A 20139-nucleotide genomic window follows, 5' to 3' on the forward strand; every position below is an offset into this window, starting at 1 on the left:
TTCGAAACTGGACTGGGAGCGCTGACCTTGCCGAGCTTCTCGCGCAGCCTCGAACAGGCGCTTCACCGGGCCCTCGCGCTCGCCAATGAGCGCCACCATGAATATGCGACGCTGGAACACCTGCTGCTGGCGCTGGTCGATGACCAGGATGCCGCCGCGGTGATGCGCGCCTGCAGCGTCGATCTCGACACGCTGCGCCGCAACCTCGTCGACTATATCGATGCGGAGTTGACCAACCTCGTCACCGACGGGCGCGACGATTCCAAGCCGACCGCCGGCTTCCAGCGCGTGATCCAGCGCGCGGTGATCCATGTCCAGTCGTCCGGCCGCGAGGAGGTGACCGGGGCGAACGTGCTCGTGGCGATGTTCGCTGAGCGCGAGAGCCATGCCGCCTACTTCCTGCAAGAGCAGGACATGACCCGCTACGACGCGGTCAACTATATCAGCCACGGCATCGCCAAGCGCCCCGGCGCCAGCGAGAGCCGGCCCGTGCGCGGCGCCGAAGAGGAGCCGGAGCAGCGCGAGCAGCGCAGCGAGCAGGCCAGTGACGGCGACAAGGACAAGAAGAAAAAGGAAAGCGCCCTCGACGCTTACTGCGTCAACCTCAACCGCAAGGCGCGCGACGGGCGCATCGACCCGCTGATCGGCCGTGAGGCCGAGGTGCAGCGCACCATCCAGATCCTCTGCCGCCGGCAGAAGAACAATCCGCTGCTGGTCGGCGATCCCGGCGTGGGCAAGACCGCGATCGCCGAGGGTCTGGCGCTCAAGATCGTGCGCGGCGAGGTGCCGGAGGTGCTGGAGGACGCGACCGTCTTCTCGCTCGACATGGGCACGCTGCTCGCCGGCACGCGTTATCGCGGCGATTTCGAGGAACGCCTCAAGCAGGTGATGAAGGAGATCGAGCAGCACCCGAAGGCGGTCATGTTCATCGACGAGATCCATACGGTGATCGGCGCCGGTGCGACCTCGGGCGGCGCGATGGACGCCTCGAATCTGCTGAAGCCGGCGCTGGCCTCGGGCGGGCTGCGCTGCATCGGCTCGACCACCTACAAGGAATACCGCCAGTATTTCGAGAAGGACCGGGCGCTGGTGCGCCGCTTCCAGAAGATCGACGTCAACGAGCCGTCGGTGCCGGACACGATCGAGATCCTGAAGGGGCTGAAGCCTTATTTCGAGGAGTTTCACAAGCTGCGCTACACCAACGACGCCATCAAGGCGGCGGTGGAGCTGTCGGCGCGCTACATCCATGACCGCAAGCTGCCGGACAAGGCGATCGACGTGATCGACGAGACCGGCGCCTCGCAGATGCTGGTGACCGAGGCCAAGCGCAAGAAGACGATCGGCGTCAAGGAGATCGAGGCGGCGGTCGCGACCATGGCGCGCATCCCGGCCAAGACCGTCTCCAAGGACGATGCCGAGGTGCTGCGCAACCTCGAGACCACGCTGAAGCGCACCGTCTACGGTCAGGAGAAGGCGATCGAGGCGCTGTCCTCGTCGATCAAACTCGCCCGTGCCGGCCTGCGCGACGGCGAGAAGCCGATCGGCTGCTACCTCTTCGCGGGGCCGACCGGCGTCGGCAAGACGGAGGTGGCGCGCCAGCTCGCCTCCTCGCTCGGCGTCGAGCTCGTGCGCTTCGACATGTCGGAATACATGGAGCGCCACACCGTCTCGCGGCTGATCGGCGCGCCTCCGGGCTATGTCGGCTTCGATCAGGGCGGCCTCTTGACCGACCAGATCGACCAGCATCCGCACTGCGTGCTGCTGCTCGACGAGATCGAGAAGGCCCATCCTGACCTGTTCAACATCCTTCTGCAGGTGATGGACCACGGCAAGCTGACCGACAACAACGGCAAGCAGGTCGATTTCAGGAACGTCATCCTGATCATGACCACCAATGCCGGCGCCGCCGACATGGCCAGGAACGCCTATGGCTTCACCCGCCAGAAGCGCGAGGGCGACGACACCGAGGCGATCAACAAGCTGTTCGCGCCGGAGTTCCGCAACCGGCTCGACGCGACGATCTCGTTCGGCCACCTGCCGAAGACGGTCGTGGCGCGCGTCGTCGACAAGTTCGTGCTGCAGCTCGAGGCGCAGCTCGCTGACCGCAACGTAACCATCGAGCTCTCGGACGAGGCGCGCGAATGGCTGGTCGACAATGGCTATGACGAGGCGATGGGCGCCCGACCGATGGCCCGTCTGATTCAGCAGACGATCAAGACGCCGCTGGCCGACGAGGTGCTGTTCGGCCGCCTGAAGAATGGCGGTGCGGTCAAGGTGGTGGTGATCCAGTCCGAGACCGGTATCAAGGTGCTCGGCCTCGAATTCCCCGACGGGCCGATCAAGCCCAAGCCGGAGAAGGACGTCGCTGCTGCAGCCGAGAAGCGCACGCGCAAGCCGCGGGCGAAAACGCCGAGCAAGGCCAAGGCGGCCGGCTCCGGCAGCGCCAAGCGCGGTCCGAAGCCGGATGCTCCGGTCGAGCCGCCGAAGGCGCGCAGCGTCCGTACCGTCCCGAAGGTTCCGTTGACCAAGGCCTGATCGGTGTTCTTCAAGCGCAAGTCGGAAAGTGTGTGGGCTCAAGAGGGCGAGGTCGCCGCGCAGGCGGCCGCTCCCGCGCCCAAGGAAAAGCTCGGCTGGTTCGAGAAGCGGGCGCGCCGGCGCCGGCGCCGGATCATCTTCGAGGAAGTGCTGGGCTGGATCATGGTCCCGGCCTTCCTCTATCTGCTCTATCTCGGCTATCGCGCCGTCGGCGGGATACCGAAGGAAGGCATGGACTTCTTCCAGGAGGTGATCGGGCTCGCGATGAAGAGCTTCTGATCCGACTTGCGCTGGGCGCAAGGCCGGCGCGCGGTCTGGTGGCTGTCATGCGACCAGCGTCATGCGCTTTAAGCAAAAGGGCTCGCAGTTGCTGCGGGCCTTTTTCATATCGTTCGGTCCGATGATCCGATCTTCGAGCTCCTCGCCTTTCGATCGCAGCAGCGCTGTTCCGCCAGGGATCGTGCCGGTGGGCAGCTGGTGGCGCAGAGCGATGGCGAGATGACCGAGGCCGCTCCCAACCAATGGCTGCGCCCGTGGGCGCGCGGCTTCCGCGATGCCGCGATGCTCCCCGCCTGGGTCGTCGGGCTCTCGCTGATGGGCGTCGGCACATTGGCGCGCGATGTCGGCTATCCCGTCGAGGCGGCTGTGCTCTCGACGATCCTGGTCTGGGCCGGCCCGTCGCAGGTGCTGTTCTTTGCCTCGATCGCCGCCGGCGCCGCCTGGAGCGCGATCGCGCTCGCCATCGGCTTCGCCTCGCTGCGCTTCCTGCCGATGACCGTATCGCTGCTGCCGCTGCTGCGCCGGCCGGGCCAGAGCGTGGCGCAGCAGATGCTGATCGCGCATTTCGTCGCCGTCACGGCCTGGGTCGAGGCGCTCCGGCGACTGCCGAACATCCCGCCCGAACAGCGCGTCGGCTATTTCCTCGGTTTCGCCAATGCGCTGATCGTCATCAGCGCGCTCTGCACCTATGCCGGTTTCCATCTTGCCGGCATCGTGCCCGCGCCGGTCGCGGCCGGATTGCTCTGCCTGACACCGATCTTCTTCCTGTCGTCGATGGTCGCCGGCATTCGCGGCCTCGGCGACATGGTCGCGATCGGGCTCGGCCTCGCGCTTGCGCCGGTGGCAGGCTGGGCGATCGGCGGCGGCTTCGATCTGATCGCAAGCGGCATCGCCGGCGGCAGCATCGCCTTCCTGGTCCAGCGCTGGCGCAAGGCGCGAAAGGCGGGCGCATGACCCAGCCGATCGCCTTCCTCGACGGGCCGTGGTGGCCCTATCTCGCGCTTGTCCTGTTCGCGATGCTGCCGACCGAGATCTGGCGCTGGCTCGCCGTCGCCTTCGCGCGGAAGCTGGACGAGAGATCGCCCTGGCTCGAATGGGTCAGGCTGGTCGCGACCTCGCTGCTGGCCGGCGTCGTGGCCAAGCTGGTGCTGACGGCTCCAGGTGCGCTTGCCGGCGTGCCGCTTACGGTGAGGCTGGCAGCGCTCGCTGTTGCCGTTACGGTCGTGCTCGCCTTTCGCCGCCGGGTGATGCTGGCGGTGCTTGCCGGCGAGGCGGTGCTGATCGGCGGCGCCGTATGGCTGAGCTGAAGGCCTAGCCGCGCGATCCCTTCCATATGAAAACCGGCGCCTGGGAAGGCGCCGGCTCGGTCATGCTCGATGGCTGTCCGCCTCGGCTTTACGCCGGCCGCGGTGCGAAGCTCGGGCGGATCGTCTGGTTTGCCGCCGGCTGCGTCTTGTACCACTGCGTCACCGCCTCGACGCGGCGGGTGTGGCGCGGATAATGCGAGACGATCTTCAGGAAGAAGCCGGCGATGCCGGGCACCATCTGCTCCTGGTTCTGGAAGGCGTCGGGGTTCATCTGGGCGTTCAGCCTGGCGCTGCCGCAGGCCAGCATCTGCAGGCCAGTGCGGGCGGCCTGCAGATCGCGGGCGACGAAGGCGCCGATGCGGTCGCAAGTCAGTTCGCGGCCACGGGAGTAGGCGGCGCCGAGGAACGGGATGATGTGGCCGGGAAAGCGCAGATAGCTCCAGGGCTCGTCGAGATGGCCGGCGACATGGTGACCGAGCTCATGGCCGATGACGAAGCGAACCTGCTCGTCATTGTCGGCGTCGATCAGGGCCGAGGTCAGCCAGATATAGCGCTGGCGGCCGACGAGGCGTAGCGCCATCGCGTTCAGCACGCCGCTCGAGTTGTAGACGAAGGTCTGCGGGATCTCGCGCAGGCCGAGCGCGCGAGCGCCGTCCTCGACCATGCGGTGGATGTGCGGGAACTGATCGGGCCCGACCATGACGAAATGGCCGATCATATAGGCGCGGGTGATGGCGCGGGCCCAATAGGAGACCAGCCAGAAGATGCCGAAATAGAAGAGCAGCAGGAGACCGTGCCAGATCGAGCCGCTCAACAGGGCAACGGCAATGGCGCCGAGCACCACCGCCCAGATGGCGATTCCGACGACGAGCATGATGCTGCCGTAGAGCTTTTCCTTGGGATGTTTGACTTGGGAAATATCGAAATTCATAGCGCAAGGCTCCAGCGTGGATGAAATCAGCTAGCCGGGATGCCTTGTCCACATTTGAGCCATAATCGCGTCGGTTCGCGTGTGGTCTGGGCTGGTTTCGATCTGACGTTGCGTTATCTCCGCAGAATGCCGTGCGCCTCAATCGACCGTCAGCGTGATGTGCCGGAGCTTGTCGGGATTGCGCACGACATAGATCGCATGGACGCGCCCGCCGCGGATGTCGAGGGCGGTCGCCTGCAGAGTCTCGCCGCGCTCGAGGCTGAGATAGCCGGGCAAGCCGTTGATCATCACGGGCTTGTAGACGGTGGTCGATTGCCCGAGGCTCATCACCTTGCGGGCGATGCCGGCAAAAAAACGCGCGACGCGATCGATGCCGTGGAGCACGTTCATGACTGCCAGCACCTTGCCGCCGCCGTCGCTGTGGAAGGCGACATCCTGGGCGAGCAGGGTCTGCAGGTCGCTGGTGTCGGCGTTGTGGGCGGCCTTGAAGAAGGCCTCGACGAAGCGCTTCGCCTCAGCCGGATCGATCTTGTTGCGCGGTGGCATGTCGATGCGGACATGCTCGCGGGCGCGCTTGGCGAGCTGGCGGCAGGCGCTCTCGCTACGATCGATGGTGCGGGCGATCTCGGCGAAATCCAGCTCGAAGATGTCGTGCAGCAGAAAGGCGGCGCGCTCCAGCGGCGACAGCCGTTCGAGCGCGAGCATCAGCGCGATCGGGGCGTCGAGCTGCGTGTCGACATCGGCTTCAGCCGCGCCGATTTCCTCGACCAGCGGTTCCGGCAGCCAGGCGCCGACATAGAATTCGCGCTTGCTGCGGGCCGACTTCATCTGGTCGAGGCAGAGGCGCGTGACGGTGCGGGCGAGATAGGCGCGCGGCGCTTCGACCTCGCCCTGCGTCACGTCGCGACAGCGCAGCCAGGCCTCCTGGACGATGTCCTCGGCATCGCTGACCGAGCCGAGCATGCGATAGGCGAGGCGGGTCAGGAAACGGCGATGCGTCTCGAAGAGATCGTCCGGGGCGGTCATGGCGGTGTCTCAGGCGGCGGTCTTGGCTGGCCGGTCGTTGGGGTGGCTCGTGCGGAAGCCGATCGCGATCCGGTTCCAGGTGTTGATCGTGCCGATCAGCAGAGTGAGCTTCACGGTTTCCTCAGGGCTGAAATGGCTGACGACTTCGTCATAGGCCTCGTCCGGCGCATGGGTCTGCGAGATCAGCGTCAGCGCATCGGTCCAGGCGAGGGCGGCGCGCTCGCGCGGGGTATAGAGCGCCGACTCGTGCCAGGCGTCGAGCAGGAAGAGGCGGGCCGGGCTCTCGCCCTCCTTGATCGCATCGGCCGAATGCATGTGCAGGCAATAGGCGCAGCCATTGATCTGCGAGGCTCGCATCTTCACGAGGTGGATCAGGCTGTGCTCGAGGCCGCTCTCCTTGATCGACGCTTCGAGCGCGATCATCGGCTTCATGGTGTCGGGGGCGGTGGTGTAGGGGTTGAGGCGCTTGCTCATGATGGGGCTTTCGGACTGAAGCATTTCTGGCCCGGCGACTGCCGGGCCAGCAGGCTGGTTCGCGCGGCGTCAGGCCGCGGCCTTCTCGCGGCGACGATCGTTCGGATGCAGCGTGCGGAAGCCGCAATTGATCCGGTTCCAGAGGTTGATCATGCCGATCGCGACCGAGAGGTCGACGCAATCCTTTTCGTCGAAATGCTCGCGCAACTCGGCGAAGGCCTCGTCGCTCGGGCTGCGGTCGACGAGCCGCGTCAGCTCTTCCGTCCAGCGCAGGACGGCGCGCTCGCGCGGGGTGTAGAGCTCGGACTCCTCCCAGGCGCTGAGCAGGGCAATCCGGATCTCGCTCTCGCCGGCCTTGCGCGCGTCGGCGATGTGCATGTGCAGGCAGTAGGCGCAGCGGTTGATCTGTGACGCCCGGATCTTCACCAGTTCGAGCAGGCTGTGCTCCAGCTTCGACTGGTTGATGTAGTCCTGCAGGCCGAGCATGGCCTTGTAGGCGTCGGGGGCGGTCTGGAAGCCGTTGAGGCGCTGGGTCATCGTCGTCTCCATCAGGTGGTGATGAAGACAGGACGAGACGGCCAGCGCCCGCGTGACATGCTCCTCAAAGATTTTTTAGCGCCGCTCGAATTTTTTCCGCGGCGGCCGCGAGATCCTCGGGCTTGGCCATCTCGCTGGCCGGTGGCTTCATCGCGATGCCCTCATGGCGCGGGATGACGTGGACGTGCAGGTGGAAGACGACCTGGCCGCCAGCGCTCTCGTTGAACTGCTGCACGGTGATGCCGTCGGCGCCGAAGGCGGCCATCTGCGCCCTGGCGATGCGCTGGGAAATCGTCGCGACATAGCCGAGATCGCCGGCGTCGATGTCGAGGATGTTGCGCGCCGGGTTCTTCGGGATCACCAGCGTGTGACCGGGCGCGCGCGGCATGATGTCGAGGAAGGCGAGCGCCCGGTCGTCCTCGTAGACGCGGTGGGCCGGCAATTCGCCGCGCAGGATCTTGGCGAAGATGTTGCTGGGATCATAGGCGGTCATCGCGCAGGTTCCGGTCGTTGGTGGGCCAAGGAAGTCAGCTGTCGCCAGCCTTGCGGAAGGGGCTCTCCTGCGCAAGCGCAGTCACTGCAGAGCTGATCTCACGCCGTTCGCCGGGCAGATAGGCGGCGACGGCACGGGCGAGGCCGGGATCGGCGAGGAGATGGGCTGAGCGCGTGATCACCGGGCGATAGCCGCGTGCCAGCTTGTGCTCGCCCTGGGCGCCGGCCTCGACGCGGACGAGCTTGTGCGCGATCGCGTAGTCGATGGCCTGGTGGTAGCACAGCTCGAAATGCAGGAAGGGGTGATCCTCGATGCAGCCCCAGTTGCGCCCATAGAGCGTGTTGCCACCGCGGAAATTGATGGCGCCGGCGATATTGCGGCCGGCGCGGCGGGCGAGCACCAGCACGACGCGCTCACCCATGCGCTGCCCGATCTCCGAGAAGAAGCGGCGGTTGAGATAGGGCCGGCCCCATTTGCGCGAGCCGGTGTCCTCGTAGAATGAGTGGAAGTCGTCCCAGACGCTCTCGGTGAGATCGGCGCCGGAGAGAACGGCGACCTCGATGCCGGCCGAGAGCGCCTCGCGCCGCTCGCGCTTCAGCGCCTTGCGCTTGCGCGAGGCCAGCGTGGCGAGGAAGTCGTCATAGCTGCCGAAGCCCTCATTGCGCCAATGGAACTGGATGTCGTGGCGTTCGAGGAAACCCGCCTCCAGCAGCGCCGCCATGTCCGGCTCCTGCGCGAAGGTGACGTGCACGGACGAACCGCGGACCTGCTCGCGCAACGCCTCCAGTCCGGCGATGAGAGCCTCGCGCGCCTCGGCTGCATGCGGCCCATCGGCGACGAGCAGGCGCGGGCCGGTCGCGGGCGTGAACGGGGCGGCGACCTGGATCTTCGGGTAATAGCGGCCGCCGGCGCGCATATAGGCTTCGGCCCAGCTATGGTCGAAGACGTATTCACCTTGGCTATGGCCCTTCACGAACGAGGGCGCGGCGGCGATCAGGCGGTCGTCGGCATCTTCGACCAGGAGATAGGCCGGTGACCAGCCGGTGCGGCCGCCGACGCAGTCGCTCTCTTCCAGCGCGCGCAGAAAAGCGTGCGAAACGAAGGGGTTGTCCGGGTCTGCTTGAGAGATTGAATCCGCTTGTTCGCAAGCTGATTCAAACGGTCGGCCGGCGCCTGGATTGGCGCAGGCGTCCCAGTCTGCGGCCGGGACGCTTTTCAGCGAGGTGGCAACGCGGACTCTGAGAGTGTCGCGTGTGCCGGTTTCGCTCAAGGCAGGAAGCCCTCGAAGACCATCTGGTCGGCGTGTGCGGCGGCGCGGGCGCGGTCCTCCGGCGTGCGCACCGTCCAGCTCATCAGCGGCAGTCCCAGCGCCTTGCGGCAGAGGAAGGGCGCAGCGCTCGGCAGGTCGGCGACCTTCCATGAGACGAAGTCGGGCCGGCTCTGCTCGAAATGCAGGAGGTTGGCGAGTGCGTGCTTCTGCGCAGGCGAGAGATGGTCGTAGTCGGCGTAAGCATACTCGTTCATCGCGACGATGCCGCGGGCGAAGCCGGGGGCGAGTTCGCGCAGGGCCGCGACGATCACCGGATCGAAGGATTTCAGTACGATCGGCTGGCCCTTATGGGCTTCAAGGATCTGCGCCGTACGCCGGGCCAGCCGCAGGTCGCCGTCGAAGCGGCTCTTGATCTCGATCACCAGCGGCGTCTGCCCGCCGATGGCGTCGAGGAAGCCGGTCAGCGTCGGGATGCGGTCGCTGGCGCCCTTCAGGCCGATCTGCGCGAGCTCGGCTGCCTTGCGGGCATCGACCCGGCCGGTCTCGGCCGTGAGGCGGTCTAGGACGAAGTCATGGAAGACGACCGCGTCCTCGTCGGCGCTGAGCTGGACGTCGCACTCGATGGCGAAATTGCCGGCGATCGCGCCGGCAGCCGCCGAGAGCGAGTTCTCGATCACGCCGCCGGCGGCATCGTGCAGGCCACGATGCGCGATCGGGCGGGCGGTGAGCCAGGCTTCAGCGGCCATCAGGCGATCTCGAACATGGCTTCGACCTCGACGGCGGCGTCGGCCGGCAGATTGGCGACGCCGACGGTCGAGCGGGCATGGCGGCCGGCATCGCCGAGCACTTCGACCATGAAATCGGAGGCGCCGTTCATGATCGCCGGCAGGGCGGCGAAATGCGGTGCGGCATTGATGAAGCCGCCGAGACGGACACAGCGCTTGATCCGGCCGAGATCGCCGCCGAGCGCCGCCTTGGCCTGGGCGAGCACGTTGATGGCGCAGAGCCTGGCCGCCTCGAGCCCGGCCTCGTTGAAGATCTCGCCGCCGAGCTTGCCCTTGTGTGCGTCGGAGAGCTTGCCATCGAGGCCAAAGCAGATCTGGCCGGAGATGATCAAGAGGTTGCCGGTGATGACATAGGGAACGTAGTTCGCGACCGGCGCGGCCGGGGCCGGCAGGGTGATGCCGAGGGCGGCGAGCTTGGTGTCGACAGCGTTCATCGGAGGGCTCCTGACCGGATCTGAACAGGAGCCTTTCATCGCCGATGCCAAGCCGGGTCGCAAGCGCGGCGCGGCTTGGCTGATGCGCCTGCCGGGCAGGGCGGATCAGGCAGCGTTGGGGCGCTTCGCCAGATAGCGCTCGGCCGGTGCGTTGCGCGAGAGATTAGGGCCGAGGGCCAGCCGCGCCGCCGTATAGCGCTCGAAGTCGGCCGTATCCGGCAGCGAGGGAATGGTGATGAACTCGCCCTGGTCGAAGCCGGCCAGTGCCGCATCGACCATGGCATCGACCTCCATCACCATTTCGGGCGGAAAACCGTCGACATCGACGCCGGCGCGCTGCCAGATTTCGGTGCGGGTGGCACCGGGAAGCACTGCCTGGACATGGACACCGGACGAGGCAAGCTCCTGCTGCAGCGAGATGCTGAGGTTCAGGAGGTAGGCCTTCGTGCCGCTATAGCTGCCATTGTAGATCTCCGGCGCCAGGGCCAGCACCGAGGCGATGTTGATGATCGCGCCCTGCTTGCGTGCGACGAAGTTACGGGCGRCCGCCGCGGCGAGGCGGGTCGGGGCGATGACATTCAGCTCGATCATGGTCTGGAAATGATCGATCTCGCCATCGAGCAGCGAGCCGGCGACCGACATGCCGGCATTGTTGACCAGCACGGTCAGGTTCCTGTCCTCGCGCAGGCGCTGCTCGATCGCGGCGAGATCCGCCTTCGCGGTCAGATCGGCCTTGAGCCATTCCACCTTGCGGCCAGTCTCTTTGCGAAGGCGCTCGGCGAGCGCTTCAAGGCGCGCCGCGTCGCGGGCGACGAGGACGAGATCATAGCCACGACGGGCCAATCTGTCGGCGTAGACGGCGCCGATTCCGGTCGAGGCGCCGGTGATGAGGGCGGTGCCGAGCTGCTGCGTTGCCATGTCGAATTCCTGTTCGATTTCAGTGTCTATTTTTCATGATGATTATCATGATTGAATTTAAATGATCATCGTCATATAAAGAGTCAAGAGGCTGGATCGCCGATTGTCGAAGGAGCGGATCAATGCGGGTCAGCCGCGAACAGATGGCCGAAAATCGCGAGCGCATTCTCGATACGGCGGCGACGCTGTTCCGCGAGCGCGGCTTCGACGGGGTCGGCGTCGCCGATGTGATGAAGGCGGTCGGCCTGACCCATGGCGGCTTCTACGGGCATTTTTCGTCGAAGGATGATCTCGCGGCCCAGGCGCTCGGGCGCGCCTTCGTCCACTCCGGTCAATGGGCTGTCGAGGCGAAGGCCGCGGACCCACAGGCGCCGCTGCAGGCGATCGTCGATCGCTATCTGTCACCGTCGCATCGCGATGATCCCGGCCATGGCTGTCCGGTCGCAGCGCTTGGCAGCGACACTGCGCGTCAGGGCGAGGCATCGCGTCTTGCCGCGACGGAGGGCGTGCGGGTGGCGATCAAGGGCCTCTCCGCCATCGCGCCGGGTGCAACCGCGGACGAGCGCAGAGCCAGCGCCATTGCGAGCTACGCCACATTGGTCGGCGCGCTCGTGCTCGCCCGAATGGTCGATGATGAAGCGCTGTCGGACGAGATCCTGGCGACGGCCAAGGCGGAGCTTTCCTCTGCCGAGGCGTGAGGGGCGCAACCTGCGTTGCCCGCCTTGTTTGCGCCATTGCCGCAATGCACCTAGATTTGAAGGGCTGCAGTTCGCCCCGGCTAAGAGCGCGAATCGAGGATCGGCATGAAGACGTATCGCGGCGGGATCGCAGGCCTGGCGGTGATGGCGGCGACGGGAGTCTGGGCGCAAGCTCCAGCTTCGGCCGAGCGCGTCGTGCTGGTGCCGCACCGGGCGGTCTATGATCTCGTGCTCGACGACGGCAAGCCTTCGCGCGACATCACCACGGCGCGCGGCCGCATCGCCTTCGACTTCTCCGGTGACGCCTGCGATGGCTATGCGCTCTCCTTCCGGCAGGTCACTGAGCTGACCAGCGAAGGCGGCCCGCGCGTGATCGATGCGCGCACGACAAGCTTCGAAGAGGGTGACGCCAAGAGCTATCGCTTCAAGACCGAAAGCTCGGCCGCAGGCGCGCCGGCCGACATTGTCGACGGCACGGCGAAGAAGGGCGAGGCCGGCTACGAAGTGCAGCTGCGTGCACCCAAGGCTGAGACGCATCGCGAGCCGAGCGCAGCGATGTTTCCGAATGAGCAGATGAAGGCCGTGATCCAGGCGGCGCGCGAGGGCAAGAATACCCTCAATGTCCGCCTCTATGACGGCGCCAATTCCGGCAAGGACGTCTACGACACGCTCTCGGTGATCGGCCGCAAGATCACGACGCCGGCCGCCGAGACGCCGCTGCGCAAGCCGGAATTCGAGAAGCTCGCGCGCTGGCCGGTGACGGTCTCCTATTTCAAGGTCGGTTCCGGTGAGAGCACACCGGCTTACACCGTGTCCTTCGAGCTCTATGAGAACGGCGTCACAGGTGCGATCCGGCTTGATTACGGCTCGTTCGCGCTGCGCGGCACGCTCACGCGTCTGGATCTGCTTCCGGCGAGCGAGTGCTCGAAGTAGTCGTGCTCGAAGTCGTCCTGCGGCGCGTATCGCGCAGCGACAGGCCCTTTTCGATCGCGGCGTCGCCGAATTTGGCGCGGACCTTGTCGAGGGCGCTTTCCATCGCCTTCAGCTTCGGCGTCTGCAGATCGGCGAGATCGCCGCGATCGGCCTCGGCCGGATCGGAGAAATCGCTCATGCCGATGCCGATCAGCCGGTAGCGCGGCCCGGTGCATTCGCGCCTGAGCAGGTCGCGTCCGGCGGAAAAGAGGCGCGCCGCGAGCTGGCTCGGCTCGGGCAGGCGTGCGGCGCGGGTGATGATGTGGAAGTCGTGGGTCTTGAGCTTGAGGGTGACGGTGCGCCCGGCAAGCTCCTGCGCTTTCAGCCGCTGCGAGGTCCTTTCGCAGAGCCGCCAGAGGATCGGCTCCAGCTCCTCGAAGCTGGCGACGTCGACGTCGAGCGTCGTCTCGGATGAGACGGTCTTGGCCTCGTGCTCGACGGTGACCTTCCGCGGGTCGATGCCGAGCGCGAGATTCCGCAGGCGTGGCCCGTCCTTGCCGACCAGGCGATAGAGCGTCGCGATCTCGGCCTTGGCGAGATCGCCGATGACGCGGAAGCCCGACTGCGCCAGCTTCGCCACGCCGGCCTTGCCGATGCCGGGGATCATCCCGACCGGCTTCCGGGCCAGGAAGGCGACGGCCTCGGCCTGGCCGATGATCGAGAAACCGCGCGGCTTGTCGAGATCGGAGGCGACCTTGGCGAGGAACTTTGCGTAGGAGAGCCCGACCGAGATGGTGATGCCGATCTCGTCCTCGATCCGGCGCTGGAAGCGGGCGAGGGTGAGCGCCGGGCTGGCATGGTGGAGCCGCTGCGTGCCACCGAGATCGAGGAAGGCCTCGTCGATCGAGAGCGGCTCGACCAATGGCGTCAGCTCCTGCATCAGTTTGCGGACCTGGCGGCCGACAGCGACGTATTTCGCCATGTCCGGCTTGATCACGGTGGCCTCGGGGCAGGCCTTCAGCGCCTGGAACATCGGCATGGCCGAGCGCACGCCGGACATGCGGGCGATGTAGCAGCAGGTCGAGACCACGCCGCGCTTGCCGCCGCCGATGATCACCGGCTTGTCGAGCAGGGAGGGATCGTCGCGCTTCTCGATGGCGGCATAGAAGGCATCGCAATCGATATGGGCGAGATGCAGGCTGTCGCGTTCGGCATGGCGCAGTAGGCGCGGCGAGCCGCAGGATGGGCAGCGGCGCACCGGCGCGCGCGCCTCGTCATGGTCGTGCATGCAGTCGCGGCAGAGCGCCCGGGTCGAGACGGCGATGCCGACCTCGTCGCTCACGGCTCGTAGGCTTCGGGCGGGCCGGCGAGGATTTCTCGCGCTTGCGCCACCATTTCGGGCTTCAGGTGCAGATTTCCGGCAAACTCGAGCAGCAGCGAATCGCTGGCGCAGAGATGGTCGAGCACGCCGAGGAGGAAGCCGGGCTCCTGCGCGGCACTGCGCAGGGTTGCAGGGCCGAGGCCGGTGGTGGCCAGGAACGGTTCCAGGCGCTCCGGCTCGGAGGCCAGGAAAGCGAGGGCCTTGAGCGCCAGGGTCTGCGCTTCCTCGCTGGTGATCGGGTGCGGCATGGCCATCTATCTATGATCGACGAGTCGGGTTTCGGGTTTGCGTTTCGTCAACTGCTCGCATGTTAAACCTAACACTGAACGCGGCCGACAGCCTGGAGAATCCGACATCGGATGACCAGGACTGTGCGGACTGGGGGACAGATGAAGAAGACGGTTCTGATCGTCGAGGACAACGAGCTCAACATGAAGCTCTTCAACGACCTGTTGGAGGCCCATGGCTATGCGACGCTCAAGACGGCGGATGGCATCGAGGCGATCGAGCTGGCGCGCACGCATCATCCCGATCTGATCCTGATGGACATCCAGCTGCCGGAGGTCTCCGGGCTGGAGGTGACGAAATGGATCAAGGAGGACGATGCGCTGAAGTCGATCCCCGTGATCGCGGTCACCGCCTTCGCGATGAAGGGTGACGAGGAACGTATCCGGGAGGGCGGCTGCGAGGCCTATATCTCGAAGCCGATCTCGGTAGGCAAGTTCCTCGAGACAGTGCGCGCCTATGTCGGCACGGCCTGAAGGGAAACGCTGAGCCATGTCAGCCCGGGTCCTGGTCGTCGACGACATTCCCGCGAATGTGAAGCTGCTCGAAGCCAAGCTGGGCGCCGAGTACTTTGACGTCATCACTGCGACGAACGGCATCGATGCGCTGGCGATCTGCGAGCGTGGCGAGGCGGACATCGTCCTGCTCGATGTGATGATGCCCGGCATGAACGGCTTCGAGGTCTGCCGCCGGCTGAAGCACAGCGCGACCACCGCCCATATCCCGGTGGTGATCGTGACGGCGCTCGACCAGCCGAGCGATCGGCTGAAGGGGCTCGATGCCGGTGCCGACGACTTCCTGACCAAGCCGATCGACGACACCGCTTTGTTTGCGCGAGTGCGCAGCCTGGTCCGGCTGAAATCGGTCACCGACGAGTTGCGCCAGCGCGCGCTCGCCTCGCGGCAGCTCGGCATCGCCGATCCGTTGGCCGCGGCCGCGGCAGAAACCGGGCTCAACGGCCGCGTCCTCCTGATCGAGGACCGGCCGCTGATCGCCGAGCGCCTGACACAGGCGCTGTCGGCCTTCCATTCGATCGAGACGGAAACCGATGCGCAGGCCGCGCTCGCGCGCGCCGCCGAAGGCGATTTCGAGATCGTCCTGGTGAGCCTGGACCTGCAGAACTATGACGGCCTGAGGCTGTGCAGCCAGCTGCGCTCGCTGGAGCGCACGCGCAACCTCTCCGTGCTGCTGCTCGGCGAGGCCGAAGACAAGTCCCGCGTGCTTCGCGGCCTGGAAATCGGCGCGCATGACTTCTTGGTCCGGCCGATCGACCGCAACGAATTGCTGGCGCGCGCCCGGACGCTGGTCCGCCGCAAGCGCTTCGCCGAGAGGCTGCGCGACAGCGTGCAGTCCTCGATGGAAATGGCGGTGATGGACCAGCTCACCGGCCTCCATAACCGCCGCTATCTCGACAGCCGGCTTGCGACCCTGTTCGACGAGTCGGCACTCAGGGCGCGGGCGCTGTCGCTGCTGGTGCTCGACGTCGATCGCTTCAAGGTCGTCAACGACAGCTGGGGCCACGATGCCGGCGACGAGGTCCTGCGCGAATTCGCCGACCGGATCCGCGCCTGCACGCGCGGCATCGACCTGGTGGCGCGCATGGGCGGTGAGGAGATCGTCGTCGTGCTGCCTGACACCGCGCTCGAGGCGGCGCGGGCCGTTGCCGAACGCATCCGGGAACGGGTCGAGGGCGAGGCTTTTCAGATCCAGCGCGGGCAGCGCGCGATTACGGTGACGGTGTCGATCGGCGTCGCCAGCCGGAGAGCGGGCGATGCCGGGCCGGTCGAGATGATGAAGCGGGCCGACGAGGCGGTCTACCGAGCCAAGGCTGCCGGCCGCAACCGCGTCATCGTCGCCAGCGCCGCCTGACCCGCCATAGCGGGCGAGGTAAGGTTTCCAAGTAGGGTTAAGTTTCGATGAATAATGGTGAATCAATCGTCTCCGATTGATTCGGGAGGGCTTCCGCGTAGGGTGATTTCCAAGAGAACGGCTGCCGAGCAGCCGTCCGGAACGCCCTTCGGAAGCCCAGGTTCCGCCGCATCTCCTGGGTCACCGCTGGGCTCGGCCGGCCGATGACGGGATCCTGGCCTCCTCAGCCCCGTCGTCGGCCGGCCACCTCGCTTTCGGGGTCGTCGCCTCAGCGCAGATGGCGTTCGACCAGCTCCGGTATCCAGTAGCCGAGCACACCGAAGCCGACGAGCAGCAGCAGCAGGAGCAGGGCAGCCCGCAGGCGGTGCGTCCAGCGGCGCGACTCGTCGACCTCGACGATCAGGCGCAGGAAGCCGCGTACCAGTCCGCCTGGGCGCGAATGCGGTTCGGCTGACTCTGGGCCGTTGCTCAAGCGAGGCTCCTGCGGATGGCGCGGGCCGGGCCGCGCCGGCAAGTTAGAAGATCGGCACTGCCGGCGCCAGCGAGTTCGCCAAGAGCCCGGAGCGAACTGCTCGCGTCGAGGGCGCTTGGCGAATGCATCGGCGAATACTGGCCAAGAACTAGGCGCCGAGAGGGATGCAAGACTGCATTAACCATCGTCGTCTCATGCTAATCTGATGACGATTCGCATGCCCTGCTATTCGGCTGCGAAGCTGCTGGCCTGATATCTTTGCAAGAGCCGACGCCGATCCGGCCGGCATGGCCTCATCGGCAAGCGGACTCCAAGGAGCGACCCATGCGTCTCATCGCATCGGCGCTCTGCCTCGCATTGCTGCCGTGGGGCGGAGGGCCTGTTCACGCGCATAGCTGGTACCCTTACGATTGCTGCAGCGACCGCGATTGCTGGCCGATGGGGCTGGATGCCGATGCGCGCGAGCCTGAGCCACGCATCGTTCCGGGCGGATACCTCACCCATGACGGGCATTTCGTGGCCGAGCAGAGCACGCGCGTCTCCAAGGACGGGCGCTTCCACATCTGCCGCAGCGGCGGGATGCTGACCGGCTCGGTGATCGCGCCGTCACAGCGGCCGATCTGCCTGTTCGTACCGAAGCCGGCCTTCTGACGGGAAGCGACCGGCGGGTCATTGGGGCGGTAGAGGCCTTTCCCTGTGCCGATGCCTACCTCGGCACAGGCATTCTCGGCATCGGCAAGATCCTGCACCTCGGCGCCGGTCCATCCGGCGCGTGGCAGGGCTATCGCTGTACCATCTGTGTCCCACCGAGCCGATTTGGCGGGATGTGAACGGCTGTTCATTGCCTTGCGCGCGCACCCGCGCAATCTCGCCTGCCGTGGTGGGATTCTGAATGCTGCCGATCGATTCAAATCGCCCGATCACCGTGCGGGCCCGTGGCCTGTCGCGTAATCGCCTGCCGGGGTTGGCCATGTCGGCATCCCTGCTCGTGCTGGCTTTGCTGCTGGCCGGTCCTCCGGCTTTGGCCGATGGCGGGCGCGGCGGAAATCCTGAAGGCAATGCGAATAACGGCGGCACGGCGGGGATCGACAACCCGACCGGCGTCGGTGGCTCCGGCGGCGTTGGCACAGTGGCCAACGCAGGTGGCGGCGGTGGCGGCGCCGGTGCTGTCACTGGCGGCGCCGGCGGCATCAGCGGCAGTGGCCCCTCCCTCGGCCGTGGCGGAGCTGGCGGTGTTCACGGCTCTGTCGATGCCGCGCTGCCATTGGGGTCCAGCACCGGCTCCGGCGGCGGAGCCGGCAGCCACGGTAACGGCTCCACCGGCGGCGGCGGCGGCGGCGCCGGCGGTTATGGCGCGGTGGTCACCGGGACGGGCGTGACGGGCGTCGTGTCCGGCACCATTGCCGGCGGACGTGGCGGGAATGGCGGCGGCTCCCTCGTCGACTATGGCGGTTCCGGCGGTTCGGGCGGTACCGGCTTGCTGTTCACCGATGGCAGCGCCGCGAGCACCTTGACAGTCAATGGTTCGGTTCAGGGCGGCAATGGCGGCGTGCGAGGCCTCGGGCCGGCCTTCGACGCCCGGCACGGCAGCCACGGCGCGGGTGGTGTCGGCATCGTCGGCGCGAACCTGTCGATCACCAACAACGGCACGATCGCCGGCGGGCTTTCCGGCGATGGCGTGACCCGTGCCGCGGCGATCCGCTTCACTGGGGGCAGCAACAGCCTGACCTTCGGCAACGCCACCTCTGGCCTGACCGGCGGCATCGTGATCGAAGCCGGTACGCTGAGCTTCGCCCAGCCGACTGATGTCACCGTCGACAGCGTCATCAGCGGCGCCGGCGCTGTGATCAAGACCGGTGCGGGCACGCTGACGCTGACCGGCGCCAACAGCTATGCCGGCGGCACGACGATCGCGGGCGGCAAGGTCTCCGTCTCCTCCGACGGCAATCTCGGCGGCACCGCAGGCGGCATCACGCTGAACGGCGGCGTGCTGCAGGCGACGGCGAGCTTTTCCACGGCGCGGGCGGTCGATCTCGTCAGCGCCGGCACGGTCGAGGTCGATGCTGGCCAGAGCCTGACCATGAGCGGCATCGTTTCCGGGGCGGGCGGACTCACCAAATCCGGCGGCGGCACGCTCGTGCTCTCGGGTGCCAATACCTATGGCGGTGGCACGACGATCGCGTCGGGCACGCTCTCGGTCTCGTCCGATGGCAATCTCGGCGACGTGTCGGGCGGCCTGACCTTCGGCGGCGGCACGCTGCTCGTCACCGGCAGCTTCGTCTCGGCCCGGACGATGACATTGAATGTCGGCGGCACCATCGAGGTCGCTGCCGGACAGGCCTTCACGCAAAGCGGCGTGATCTCCGATTCCGGCGGCCTGACCAAGAGCGGCGCCGGCGAGCTCGCGCTCTCTGGAGCCAACACCTACATGGGTGGCACCACCGTCACGGGCGGCAGGCTCTCGGTCTCGTCCGACGCCAATCTCGGCGATGCCTCGGGCGGGCTGACGCTGGATGGCGGCACGCTGGTCGCGAGCGGCTTTGATACGGCGCGCGCGGTGACCCTGGGCAGCTCCGGTGGCACGATCGAGGTGGCGAGCGGCCAGAACCTCTCCCATAGCGGCACGATCTCGGGCACTGGCGGCTTGATCAAGACCGGCGATGGCTGGCTCATCCTCTCGGGCAGCAGCACCTATTCGGGCGCGACCACGGTGTCGGCCGGCACGCTCTACATCAACGGCGCCGGCGCCCTGTCAGCGGCATCCGACTATACGATCGCCGCCGGTGCGCTGCTCGACATCAATGACGGCGTCGGCACGGTCACGGCTGGCTCGATCGCAGGTGCTGGCTCGATCCAGATCGAGCAGGACTCGACGCTGGAGGCCGGGGCGACCAACGCCTCGACCATCTTCAGCGGGGTGATCTCCGATGGCGGCAGCTTGCGGAAGGTCGGCACCGGTACGCTGACCTTGACCGGGAACAACAGCTATAGCGGTGGGACGACGATTGCCGGCGGCAAGCTCGCAGTCGGGTCGGACGCCAATCTCGGCGTGGCCTCCGGCAGTCTGACGCTGGACGGCGGCACGCTGCTGGTGACCGGCAACTTCGCCTCCTCGCGCACGGTGACGCTGGGTAGCTCCGGCGGCGGCATCGAGGTCGCGAGCGGACAGCTCTTCATGCATAGCGGCACGATCTCGGGCACGGGCGGGCTGACCAAGAGCGGCACTGGCCAGCTCTCCCTGTCGGGCACGAGCACCTATTCGGGCGCGACCACGGTCGCGGCCGGGACGCTCTATATCAACGGCTCCGGCGCGATGTCGGCGGCCTCGGACTATACAATCGAGATCGGTGGCCTGCTCAACGTCAACGACACGCTCGGGACGGTCACAGCCGGCTCGATCGCCGGGGCCGGCCAGCTGCGGATCGAGAACGGCTCGACCTTGGAGACCGGCGCGACCAACGCCTCGACCACGTTCAGCGGCATGATCTACGACGCCGGCAGCATCAGGAAGGTCGGCACGGGGACGCTGACGC

The 20139-nt window shown here is 66.8% G+C and carries 22 protein-coding genes; 10 read left to right on the plus strand and 12 right to left on the minus strand.

Features of this window, described 5'->3' with window-relative positions:
- The first annotated feature begins 27 nt into the window (after positions 1–27).
- The 4 genes from clpA to AC1DS0_RS30045 all read left to right on the plus strand — a co-directional run bounded on the left by clpA (position 28) and on the right by AC1DS0_RS30045 (position 4121).
- Positions 28–2535, plus strand: a complete 2508-nt coding sequence (gene clpA, locus AC1DS0_RS30030; protein WP_476817867.1) for an ATP-dependent Clp protease ATP-binding subunit ClpA — start codon at positions 28–30, stop codon at positions 2533–2535.
- A gap of 30 nt (positions 2536–2565) precedes the next feature.
- Positions 2566–2814, plus strand: coding sequence for a hypothetical protein (locus AC1DS0_RS30035; protein WP_476817868.1), 249 nt, complete (start codon positions 2566–2568; stop codon positions 2812–2814).
- Positions 2815–3033: 219 nt separating this feature from the next.
- Positions 3034–3768 carry an AzlC family ABC transporter permease gene (locus AC1DS0_RS30040; RefSeq protein ID WP_476817869.1) on the plus strand — a complete coding sequence of 245 codons (735 nt, stop codon included), beginning with the start codon at positions 3034–3036 and terminating at the stop codon, positions 3766–3768.
- Positions 3765–4121 carry an AzlD domain-containing protein gene (locus AC1DS0_RS30045; RefSeq protein WP_476817870.1) on the plus strand — a complete coding sequence of 119 codons (357 nt, stop codon included), beginning with the start codon at positions 3765–3767 and terminating at the stop codon, positions 4119–4121. Before AC1DS0_RS30040 ends, AC1DS0_RS30045 begins: the two co-directional genes overlap by 4 nt.
- An 88-nt stretch (positions 4122–4209) precedes the next feature.
- On the opposite strand, the gene AC1DS0_RS30050 is transcribed toward AC1DS0_RS30045, so the two are convergent.
- The 9 genes from AC1DS0_RS30050 to AC1DS0_RS30090 form a co-directional block, all read right to left on the minus strand.
- On the minus strand, positions 4210–5052 hold the full coding sequence (locus tag AC1DS0_RS30050; RefSeq protein ID WP_476817871.1) for a M48 family metallopeptidase: 843 nt from the start codon (positions 5050–5052) through the stop codon (positions 4210–4212).
- A gap of 138 nt (positions 5053–5190) precedes the next feature.
- On the minus strand, positions 5191–6078 hold the full coding sequence (locus AC1DS0_RS30055) for a sigma-70 family RNA polymerase sigma factor (RefSeq protein WP_476817872.1): 888 nt from the start codon (positions 6076–6078) through the stop codon (positions 5191–5193).
- 9 nt (positions 6079–6087) lie between these two features.
- Positions 6088–6552 (minus strand): carboxymuconolactone decarboxylase family protein, encoded by a 465-nt coding sequence (locus AC1DS0_RS30060; RefSeq protein WP_476817873.1) that lies wholly within the window; start codon positions 6550–6552, stop codon positions 6088–6090.
- A gap of 69 nt (positions 6553–6621) precedes the next feature.
- Positions 6622–7089, minus strand: coding sequence for a carboxymuconolactone decarboxylase family protein (locus AC1DS0_RS30065; RefSeq protein ID WP_476817874.1), 468 nt, complete (start codon positions 7087–7089; stop codon positions 6622–6624).
- Positions 7090–7153: 64 nt separating this feature from the next.
- Entirely contained in the window at positions 7154–7582 is a 429-nt protein-coding gene (locus AC1DS0_RS30070) for an HIT family protein (RefSeq protein ID WP_476817875.1), read from the minus strand.
- Positions 7583–7616: 34 nt separating this feature from the next.
- Complete coding sequence (locus tag AC1DS0_RS30075) at positions 7617–8852, minus strand: GNAT family N-acetyltransferase (protein WP_476817876.1); 1236 nt, start codon at positions 8850–8852, stop codon at positions 7617–7619.
- Positions 8849–9598, minus strand: a complete 750-nt coding sequence (locus AC1DS0_RS30080; RefSeq protein WP_476817877.1) for a glycerophosphodiester phosphodiesterase family protein — start codon at positions 9596–9598, stop codon at positions 8849–8851. Before AC1DS0_RS30080 ends, AC1DS0_RS30075 begins: the two co-directional genes overlap by 4 nt.
- On the minus strand, positions 9598–10071 hold the full coding sequence (locus AC1DS0_RS30085) for a RidA family protein (RefSeq protein ID WP_476817878.1): 474 nt from the start codon (positions 10069–10071) through the stop codon (positions 9598–9600). Before AC1DS0_RS30085 ends, AC1DS0_RS30080 begins: the two co-directional genes overlap by 1 nt.
- Positions 10072–10176: 105 nt before the next feature.
- The gene (locus AC1DS0_RS30090; protein ID WP_476817879.1) at positions 10177–10989 is read right to left on the minus strand and encodes an SDR family NAD(P)-dependent oxidoreductase; all 813 of its coding nucleotides are present in this window, start codon (positions 10987–10989) and stop codon (positions 10177–10179) included.
- Between the two features lie 122 nt (positions 10990–11111).
- Between AC1DS0_RS30090 and AC1DS0_RS30095 the strand changes: the two genes are divergently transcribed.
- On the plus strand, positions 11112–11687 hold the full coding sequence (locus tag AC1DS0_RS30095) for a TetR/AcrR family transcriptional regulator (protein WP_476817880.1): 576 nt from the start codon (positions 11112–11114) through the stop codon (positions 11685–11687).
- Positions 11688–11792: 105 nt separating this feature from the next.
- Positions 11793–12620, plus strand: coding sequence for a cell envelope integrity EipB family protein (locus AC1DS0_RS30100; RefSeq protein WP_152013779.1), 828 nt, complete (start codon positions 11793–11795; stop codon positions 12618–12620).
- On the opposite strand, the gene AC1DS0_RS30105 is transcribed toward AC1DS0_RS30100, so the two are convergent.
- Positions 12577–13941 carry a DNA polymerase IV gene (locus tag AC1DS0_RS30105; protein ID WP_476817881.1) on the minus strand — a complete coding sequence of 455 codons (1365 nt, stop codon included), beginning with the start codon at positions 13939–13941 and terminating at the stop codon, positions 12577–12579. The two genes, AC1DS0_RS30100 and AC1DS0_RS30105, sit on opposite strands and share 44 nt — an antisense overlap.
- Positions 13938–14228 carry a DUF3572 domain-containing protein gene (locus AC1DS0_RS30110; RefSeq protein ID WP_152013797.1) on the minus strand — a complete coding sequence of 97 codons (291 nt, stop codon included), beginning with the start codon at positions 14226–14228 and terminating at the stop codon, positions 13938–13940. Before AC1DS0_RS30110 ends, AC1DS0_RS30105 begins: the two co-directional genes overlap by 4 nt.
- A gap of 141 nt (positions 14229–14369) precedes the next feature.
- On the opposite strand from AC1DS0_RS30110, the gene AC1DS0_RS30115 reads away from it, so the two are divergent.
- Entirely contained in the window at positions 14370–14741 is a 372-nt protein-coding gene (locus AC1DS0_RS30115; RefSeq protein ID WP_091842024.1) for a response regulator, read from the plus strand.
- A 16-nt stretch (positions 14742–14757) separates the two neighbouring features.
- Positions 14758–16134, plus strand: a complete 1377-nt coding sequence (locus AC1DS0_RS30120; protein ID WP_476817882.1) for a PleD family two-component system response regulator — start codon at positions 14758–14760, stop codon at positions 16132–16134.
- Between the two features lie 268 nt (positions 16135–16402).
- Here AC1DS0_RS30120 and AC1DS0_RS30125 read toward each other — a convergent pair whose 3' ends face one another.
- A complete protein-coding gene (locus AC1DS0_RS30125; RefSeq protein WP_476817883.1) occupies positions 16403–16606 on the minus strand; it encodes a hypothetical protein in 204 nt (67 codons plus the stop codon).
- 324 nt (positions 16607–16930) lie between these two features.
- Between AC1DS0_RS30125 and AC1DS0_RS30130 the strand changes: the two genes are divergently transcribed.
- Together AC1DS0_RS30130 and AC1DS0_RS30135 are read left to right on the plus strand one after the other, a co-directional pair.
- Entirely contained in the window at positions 16931–17257 is a 327-nt protein-coding gene (locus AC1DS0_RS30130) for a hypothetical protein (RefSeq protein ID WP_476817884.1), read from the plus strand.
- Positions 17258–17576: 319 nt separating this feature from the next.
- Positions 17577–20139 (plus strand): autotransporter-associated beta strand repeat-containing protein (locus AC1DS0_RS30135; RefSeq protein WP_476817885.1); only part of this gene is annotated, 2563 nt, incomplete at its 3' end.

Source organism: Allobosea sp. P4_H5 (assembly GCF_056400825.1).